Source organism: Sphingomonas sp. DC1600-2 (genome assembly GCF_049897605.1).
Lineage (GTDB): Bacteria > Pseudomonadota > Alphaproteobacteria > Sphingomonadales > Sphingomonadaceae > Sphingomonas.
The window spans coordinates 63,721-70,936 of record NZ_JAFCWO010000009.1; the positions used below are offsets into that span (position 1 = coordinate 63,721).

The 7,216-nt window shown below is 64.1% G+C and carries 7 protein-coding genes and 1 tRNA gene; 3 read left to right on the forward strand and 5 right to left on the reverse strand.

Annotated features, from left to right (window positions below; translation table 11 throughout):
- Nucleotides 1-70 precede the first annotated feature (70 nt).
- Complete coding sequence (gene rpsA / locus ACP7BL_RS14840; protein ID WP_426258701.1) at nucleotides 71-1,798, reverse strand: 30S ribosomal protein S1; 1,728 nt, start codon at nucleotides 1,796-1,798, stop codon at nucleotides 71-73.
- A 296-nt stretch (nucleotides 1,799-2,094) separates the two neighbouring features.
- Between rpsA and bla the strand changes: the two genes are divergently transcribed.
- The gene (gene bla / locus ACP7BL_RS14845; RefSeq protein WP_426258702.1) at nucleotides 2,095-3,018 is read left to right on the forward strand and encodes a subclass B3 metallo-beta-lactamase; all 924 of its coding nucleotides are present in this window, start codon (nucleotides 2,095-2,097) and stop codon (nucleotides 3,016-3,018) included.
- A gap of 10 nt (nucleotides 3,019-3,028) precedes the next feature.
- Here bla and ACP7BL_RS14850 read toward each other — a convergent pair whose 3' ends face one another.
- From ACP7BL_RS14850 to aroA, 3 genes are read right to left on the reverse strand one after another with little or no spacing between them, the layout of a single operon-like run.
- On the reverse strand, nucleotides 3,029-3,673 hold the full coding sequence (locus ACP7BL_RS14850; protein ID WP_126847340.1) for a (d)CMP kinase: 645 nt from the start codon (nucleotides 3,671-3,673) through the stop codon (nucleotides 3,029-3,031).
- Nucleotides 3,670-3,918, reverse strand: coding sequence for a CBU_0592 family membrane protein (locus tag ACP7BL_RS14855; protein ID WP_426258703.1), 249 nt, complete (start codon nucleotides 3,916-3,918; stop codon nucleotides 3,670-3,672). Before ACP7BL_RS14855 ends, ACP7BL_RS14850 begins: the two co-directional genes overlap by 4 nt.
- Complete coding sequence (gene aroA, locus ACP7BL_RS14860) at nucleotides 3,915-5,264, reverse strand: 3-phosphoshikimate 1-carboxyvinyltransferase (RefSeq protein ID WP_426258704.1); 1,350 nt, start codon at nucleotides 5,262-5,264, stop codon at nucleotides 3,915-3,917. Before aroA ends, ACP7BL_RS14855 begins: the two co-directional genes overlap by 4 nt.
- Nucleotides 5,265-5,372: 108 nt before the next feature.
- Between aroA and ACP7BL_RS14865 the strand changes: the two genes are divergently transcribed.
- Together ACP7BL_RS14865 and ACP7BL_RS14870 are read left to right on the forward strand one after the other, a co-directional pair.
- Nucleotides 5,373-5,690 carry a TIGR02300 family protein gene (locus tag ACP7BL_RS14865; RefSeq protein WP_126847345.1) on the forward strand — a complete coding sequence of 106 codons (318 nt, stop codon included), beginning with the start codon at nucleotides 5,373-5,375 and terminating at the stop codon, nucleotides 5,688-5,690.
- A gap of 127 nt (nucleotides 5,691-5,817) precedes the next feature.
- Nucleotides 5,818-5,893, forward strand: a tRNA-Ala gene (locus ACP7BL_RS14870).
- Between the two features lie 26 nt (nucleotides 5,894-5,919).
- Here the strand turns inward: ACP7BL_RS14870 and ACP7BL_RS14875 are convergent.
- Nucleotides 5,920-6,903 carry a zinc-dependent alcohol dehydrogenase family protein gene (locus tag ACP7BL_RS14875; protein ID WP_426258705.1) on the reverse strand — a complete coding sequence of 328 codons (984 nt, stop codon included), beginning with the start codon at nucleotides 6,901-6,903 and terminating at the stop codon, nucleotides 5,920-5,922.
- Nucleotides 6,904-7,216: the final 313 nt, after the last annotated feature.

Here is a 7,216-nt window from a genome sequence, read left to right on the forward strand (position 1 = left end):
TAGCCACGAAACGACGGGGAAAGACAGGGCAGGGCTACTCCATTTGGATGAATAACCCCGCCCTTTACGCTTACTTCTTGCTGTCGGCACCCTGCGCCTTGAGCGCTGCACCGAGGATGTCGCCCAGCGACGCGCCCGAGTCGGACGAGCCATATTGTGCAACGGCCTGCTTCTCTTCGGAGATCTGCATCGCCTTGATCGAGAAGGTCGGCTTCTTCGAACGGTCGAAGCCGGTGACCATGGCATCGAACTTCTGGCCGGTCTGGAAGCGCTCGGGACGCTGCTCGTCGCGATCGCGGCCAAGGTCGGTGCGCTTGATGAAGCCGGTCGCGCCGTCGTCGCCGACCTGCACTTCGAGACCCGCATCGCGGACTTCGAGCACGGTGACCGTGACGATGGCGTTTTTGCTGAGGCCCGACGAAGCGTTGCCGCCTGCCGCTGCCGCACCCGCTGCCGGAGCGCCACGCTCAAGCTGCTTCATGCCGAGCGAGATACGCTCCTTCTCGGCATCGATGTCGAGCACGATCGCCTGAACGACCTCGCCCTTGCGATGCAGGTTGAGGGCGTCTTCGCCCGACACGCCCCAGGCGATGTCCGACATGTGGACCATGCCGTCGACGTCGTTGTCGAGGCCGATGAACAGACCGAATTCGGTCGCGTTCTTGACTTCGCCTTCAACGGTCGAGCCGATCGGATGCGCTTCAGCGAAGGCCTCCCACGGGTTGCTGATCGCCTGCTTGAGGCCGAGCGAGATGCGGCGCTTGTCGGGATCGACCTCGATGACCACGACGTCGACTTCTTGGCTCGTCGACACGATCTTGCCGGGATGGACGTTCTTCTTGGTCCAGGACATTTCCGACACGTGGACCAGGCCTTCGATGCCCGGCTCGAGCTCGACGAACGCACCATATTCGGTGATGTTCGTGACGCGGCCCGACAGCTTTGCGCCGACCGGATACTTGGCGGCAGCGCCTTCCCACGGATCGCTCTCGAGCTGCTTCATGCCGAGCGAGATGCGCTGCGTGTCCTTGTTGATGCGGATGATCTGAACGCGGACGGTATCGCCGATGTTCAGCACCTCGCTCGGGTGACCCACACGCTTGTACGACAGGTCGGTGACGTGCAGCAGGCCATCGATGCCGCCCAAGTCAACGAACGCACCGTAATCGGTGATGTTCTTGACGACGCCGTCGATGATCTGGCCTTCAGCGAGGCTGAGGATCAGGCCCGAACGCTGCTCGGCGCGGGTTTCTTCGAGGATCGCGCGACGCGACACGACGATGTTGCCGCGCTTGCGGTCCATCTTGAGGATCTGGAACGGCTGCGGGATGTCCATCAGCGGGGTGACGTCGCGCACGGGGCGGATGTCGACCTGCGAACCCGGCAGGAAGGCCACGGCACCGTTGAGGTCGACCGTGAAGCCGCCCTTGACGCGGCCGAAGATGACGCCCTCGACGCGGGCGGTCTTGGCGAATTCGGTTTCGAGCGTGTCCCAGGCGGCTTCGCGACGGGCGCGGTCGCGCGACAGCATCGCTTCGCCGTGCACGTTCTCGACGCGGTCGACGAACACTTCGACTTCGTCACCGACCTTGAGATCGGCTTTCTGGCCCGGCATCGCGAATTCGCGCAGCGGAACGCGGCCTTCCGACTTCAGGCCGACGTCGATGACGGCGAGGTCGTTTTCAATCGCGGTGACGGTGCCCTTGACGACGCGGCCTTCGAAGCTGTCGGCACCGCCGAGCGTCATTTCGAGAAGGGCGGCGAAATCGTCGCGGGTTGGGTTTGCCTGAGTGGCCATAAAGTCTTGTATTCCTAAATCATGTTCCGGCCAGCCGGTTGTCTCCGGCGGTCTTGGCCAATGGTGTCGGGGTGGCCGTATGCGCAGCCCGACATCCGTTGATTGGGGGCAGGGAGGGCCAAGTCGCGCGAATGCGAAAAGGGCGCGAGAGGACATGCCTGTCGCGCCAGCCTCCGTGAACACCGCTCACCGGACGACCGCTCTATAGCGTGAGATGCCACTGCGGGCAAGCCGTAGGGGGGCGTTGAGGCACGGTGCCGTTGGCTATACCAATGCGGGAGAGACAGGGGAGCGATATGCGGCATTATCGATCGGCGATTGCAATAGGCACGTTATTGATGATCGGCGGCAGCGCCGTGGCGCAGGCCGTCGACGATCCGCTGACCCGGCCGATCGCCGCCGACTACGCCGCGCGCTGGCTGGCACCACAGTCACCCACGCGCATCTACGGCAACACCTATCTCGTCGGCTTCCGCAAGATGAACGTCGCGCTGATCGATACCGGGGCGGGGCTGATCCTGATCGATGCGGCGCTCCCGCAATCGGTCGCGGCGGTCGAAGCCAATATTCGCACGCTCGGTTTCAAGCTGCGCGACGTGAAATTCATCCTCAGCACCGAGCCGCATTATGACCATGCCGGCGGGCTGGCCGCGCTTGCGCGTGATAGCGGCGCGACAATAATAGCCAGCGCGCCGGCCGCCAAAACGCTTCGGCAGGGGCATAGCGATGCCGATGACCCGCAATTCGGGCAATTACCCAATCTTCCTGCCGTTACCGGCCCGTTGCGAGTGGTGAAGGATGGCGAGGCAGTCCGGCTGGGGAAAGTCGACGTCACCGCAGTGGCCACGCCCGGCCATGCCGCCGGAAGCACGAGTTGGCGGTGGCGGTCCTGCGAGGCTGGGCGCTGCCTGAACATAGTGTTCGCCTCCAGCATCAACCCGGTATCGGTGGACGGCTACCGTTTCTCGGATCCGGCGCACCGCGCCATCGTCGCCACGTTCCGGCAGACGATTGCCCGGGTCGGCGCATTGCCGTGCGATATTCTGTTCACCGCGCATCCGGACAATTCCGGCGGGGATGTGACGTTTGCGCAGTTCGAGCGACACCCGACGCCCAATCCGTTCATAGATCCCGCCGCCTGCCGAAAACTGAGTGCCAGCTACACGAGCATCCTCGACGCCCGGCTGGCCAGGGAAGCGAAGCCCGCCGACCCGCAGTGAGCGCGAGGGACTATCCTTCAGCCTGAGCAGATTTCGCCTGAAGCCTGGCGTCAACGATCGCGATCGCGCGCTGCACGCTGGCTTCGATCGAGAGGAAGCTGGTGTCGAGCAAGGCCGCGTCGTTGGCGGGAACCAGCGGGGCGTTGGACCGTGTCGAATCGCGCAGGTCGCGCGCGCGAATGTCGGCCAGCACCTTGTCGAGGCTGATCGTCGAACCGTGCGCGCGCAGCTCGGCATGGCGGCGCTTGGCGCGGATATTGGGCGTCGCGCGGATGAAGAGCTTGGCGTCGGCATCGGGGGCGATCACCGTGCCGATGTCGCGCCCGTCGAGCACTGCGCCGCCGGGTTGATAGGCGAAACGCTTTTGCCGGTGAAACAATGCCGCGCGCACCAGCGGATGCGCCGACACGATCGAGGCGAGCGAACCGATCGCGTCGGTGCGCAGGATCGGATCGTCGAGCAGGGCATCGTCAAAATCGCACGCGGCGACAGCGTCGGCCTCGATCGAACCGTCCAGTTCCAACCGCTCTACATTCGCCGCGACCGCACGATAGAGCAGCCCGGTGTCGAGATGCGGCAGGCCATAATGCTGGGCGAGCGCGCGCGCGATCGTGCCCTTGCCGGACGCGGCGGGTCCATCGACAGCAATAATCATCGGCGAAAACTCAAAATGCGAACCAATCCAAGGAGCGCGATCACCGCCCAGGCCAATTCGAGGGCGAGCGCGGGGAGGTTGTAGTTGACCATCAACGATATCGCCAGCAGCGATGCGCCGAGAAAGTTCAGACCATTCGACAGAAGGTTGGGCGCGGCATTTCGCAGCGTTTGATACGCGAACCCGGCGAGAATGGTCAGGGCACCGACAAAGCCGATGATATCGGCCGCATACGAATCGATCACCGGGCGTCGCCCTGCAATTGCCGGATCTGCGAGAAGAACGCCGGGTAACTGGTCGCGACCGGGCTCGCATCGTCGAGCGTCAGCGCGGCACCGGCGTTGGTTTTGCGGCAATGGAGCGCCGCAACCGCCATGCTCATCGCAATTCGGTGATCGAGCAAGGTCGCCACCGTGCCCCCGCCGGGGAGGGGATCGCCGCCGCTACCGTCGATGATCATGCCATCCTCGACCTCTTCGACGCGCGCGCCGATCACCCCGAGCGCGGCGGCCATTGCGGCGATGCGGTCCGATTCCTTGACGCGGAGTTCGTCGGCACCGCGCGCGATCGTCCGCCCGGATGCGTAGGCGGCGGCGACGAACAACACGGGATATTCGTCGATCATGCTGGGCGCGAGATCGGGCGGGATTTCGATGCCAGTGAGGGCCGCATGGCGCACGCGCAAATCGGCGACGGGCTCACCACCGACCTCGCGCCGGTCGAGTTCCTCGATGCTCGCACCCATCATGCGGAGCGCCGTAAAGAGACCTGCGCGGGTGGGGTTGAGGCCGACATTTTCGACCACGATGTCCGAGCCCGGCACGATCGTCGCGGCGACCACCAGAAAGGCGGCAGAGGAGGGGTCACCGGGCACGACGATCTCCTGGGGAAGCAGTTGAGCCTCCCCCGTGATCGAGATGATCCGACCTTGCGGTGATGGCTCGACCGTCACGTTCGCGCCAAATCCGCGCAGCATCCGCTCGCTATGGTCGCGCGTCGCAATCGGTTCGATCACGCGGGTGATCCCCGGCGTGTTGAGCCCGGCCAGCAGCACCGCCGATTTCACCTGCGCCGATGCGACGGGCAGGGTGTAGGTGATCGGGATGGCCGGGCAGATCCCGCGCAGCATCAGCGGCAAGCGGCCGCCCGGACTGGGGGTGAACTGAGCTCCCATGTCGGACAAGGGCGTGATGACACGCCCCATCGGACGTTTGGACAGCGAGGCGTCGCCAATGAAGGTGGCTGTAATGGGATGGCTGGCGACCAGCCCCATCAGCAGCCGCGTCGAGGTGCCCGAATTGCCCATGTCGAGCGCATTGGTCGGCTGCAGCAGGCCACCGACGCCGACGCCGTCAATCGTCCACACACCATCGTCGCCCCGGACGATGCTTGCGCCCATTGCGCGCAAGGCGGCGGCGGTGGCGAGAACATCCTCGCCCTCCAGTAGGCCGGTGACGCGACTGGTGCCGACGGCGAGCGCCGAAAACATCAGCGAGCGGTGACTGATCGACTTGTCGCCCGGAACGCGAACGCGACCGGTGAGCGGACCAGAGGGTTGGACTTCAAGCGGAGCGGGAGTAGGATGTGCCATCGGCCCCGCGCTTTGACAGTGCGCTTGCGCTATGGCAAGGCGCGCCCCACTTTGCGGCGTCGCGGTCGCAAGATCTCATTATCATCTTGAAGAAGGTCAACTCGGCATATGATCCAGCCGGAATGGGGCACGAAGCGTACGTGCCCGAAATGCGCCACCCGTTTTTATGACCTGGGCAAGGACGATCCCGTCACGTGCATCAACTGCGGCGCACATTGGGAGCCCGAGCCGATCCTGAAGTCGAAGCAGCCGCTGCCGTTCGAGCAGGCCAAGCCGGAGCTGATCAAGAAGGACGACGATCTCGCCGGTGACGACGAGGATCTGGACACCGGTGAAGACGAGGAGCCCTCGCCCGACGACGAGGTCGATCTCGGCGGTGATGACGATCTCGGCGTGGAAGCGCCGACCAGTGACGACGATCATTGATTTCCAGGCGTAATCGATGATTTTTTTGGCAAGCGGCACATTGGCCGCTTGCCAAGGGCGCGCCGCCTCGGTAGGGGCGACGCCTTCCCGCTGAAGGTCCGGTTTTACGGACCTTCGAAAACGCGATGGGGCCGTAGCTCAGCTGGGAGAGCGCTGCAATGGCATTGCAGAGGTCAGGGGTTCGATCCCCCTCGGCTCCACCATTTTTCCTGTAAATCCGGATGATGTGTCACGGGACCAAAACCGCGGCACCATCGAACCGGCCATGCCGCAAATCGTCCAACGCCGTATTGGCGTTTTGGAGCGAGTAGACCGTGGTCTTTACGGCGATCCCGATTTTGGGGACAAGGCCGAGGAAATCGATTCCATCCTGCCGCGTGAGATTGGCGACCGACACGAGTTGGCGTTCTTCCCAGAGAGCTTCGTAGGGGAAGCTCGGGATATCGCTCATATGAATCCCGGCGCACACCACGCGCGCGCCCTTGCGGACCGCCTTTAGCGCCATCGGAACGAGATCACCTGCCGTCGCGTAGATGATCGCGGCGTCCAGCTGTTCGGGCGGACTTTCGTCGGACCCGCCCGCCCAAATCACGCCCAGGCTTCGCGCAAAGTCCTGCGTTCGTGTGTCGCCCGGCCGCGTGAAGGCGAAGACCGCACGTCCCTGCCATTTTGCGACTTGCGCGACGATATGGCCTGCCGCACCAAAACCGTAAATTCCCAACCGCTTGCCGTCGCCCGCGATCTTAAGCGACCGCCAGCCGATCAACCCGGCGCAAAGAAGCGGTGCCAGCGACACGTCGCTACCGGATTCTCCAAGCGGGAAAGCAAAGCGTGCGTCGGCGATCACCGAGGTCGCAAACCCACCATCCCGGGTATACCCCGTGAATTGTGGCGCATCGCACAGATTTTCCCGCTGCTCCCGGCAATATAGGCACACGCCGCAAGTGTGGCCGAGCCAGGGGATGCCGACCCGATCCCCTATTTCTAAGTCTGCGACGCCCGCACCGATCGCGTCGACGCGACCGACGATCTCATGACCGGGAATGATCGGCGATTTCGGGTCGGGCAATTCGCCATCGACAACGTGCAAGTCGGTGCGGCAAACCCCGCAGGCAAGCACCTTCACCCCGACTTCGCCGGGGCCGGGTGCACGATCGGGCAGCTCGGTCCACTCAAGCGGCGTTCCCGCGCGGTTCAATACCATCGCCTTCATGGTCCGAAACTCCTCGCACGGGTGCCTTGGTTCTGCCCTGACAGACGCAGGTTCACGATCGTTGAGCAGGGAACTCCGATGATAGCGGGCTACGCGACCGTCGGGAGGTTCGGATATTACGCAGGTTTCCACCTGTAAGGGCCGTTCGGCGATCATTCAGCCCGGTGCCGTTGGCTGCGCGGGACGGCGCCGGTGCGGGCACTGTCAGGATTTCCGTGTGTGGGCGGGCGGTTGAACATTACGCCGCCATGGCCCTGATGAAGCGCTCGCCGAAGATGACGGCGAACTGGGCCTTGGCCATGGACCACTCCCG

What these genes read in the sequence shown, in the direction of transcription:
- ACP7BL_RS14850 (WP_126847340.1), bottom strand. Translation starts at nt 3,673, where the DNA reads ATGATTATTGCTGTCGATGGACCCGCCGCGTCCGGCAAGGGCACGATC.
- rpsA (WP_426258701.1), bottom strand. Translation starts at nt 1,798, where the DNA reads ATGGCCACTCAGGCAAACCCAACCCGCGACGATTTCGCCGCCCTTCTC.
- aroA (WP_426258704.1), bottom strand. Translation starts at nt 5,264, where the DNA reads ATGGCACATCCTACTCCCGCTCCGCTTGAAGTCCAACCCTCTGGTCCG.
- ACP7BL_RS14875 (WP_426258705.1), bottom strand. Translation starts at nt 6,903, where the DNA reads ATGAAGGCGATGGTATTGAACCGCGCGGGAACGCCGCTTGAGTGGACC.
- ACP7BL_RS14865 (WP_126847345.1), top strand. Translation starts at nt 5,373, where the DNA reads ATGATCCAGCCGGAATGGGGCACGAAGCGTACGTGCCCGAAATGCGCC.
- bla (WP_426258702.1), top strand. Translation starts at nt 2,095, where the DNA reads ATGCGGCATTATCGATCGGCGATTGCAATAGGCACGTTATTGATGATC.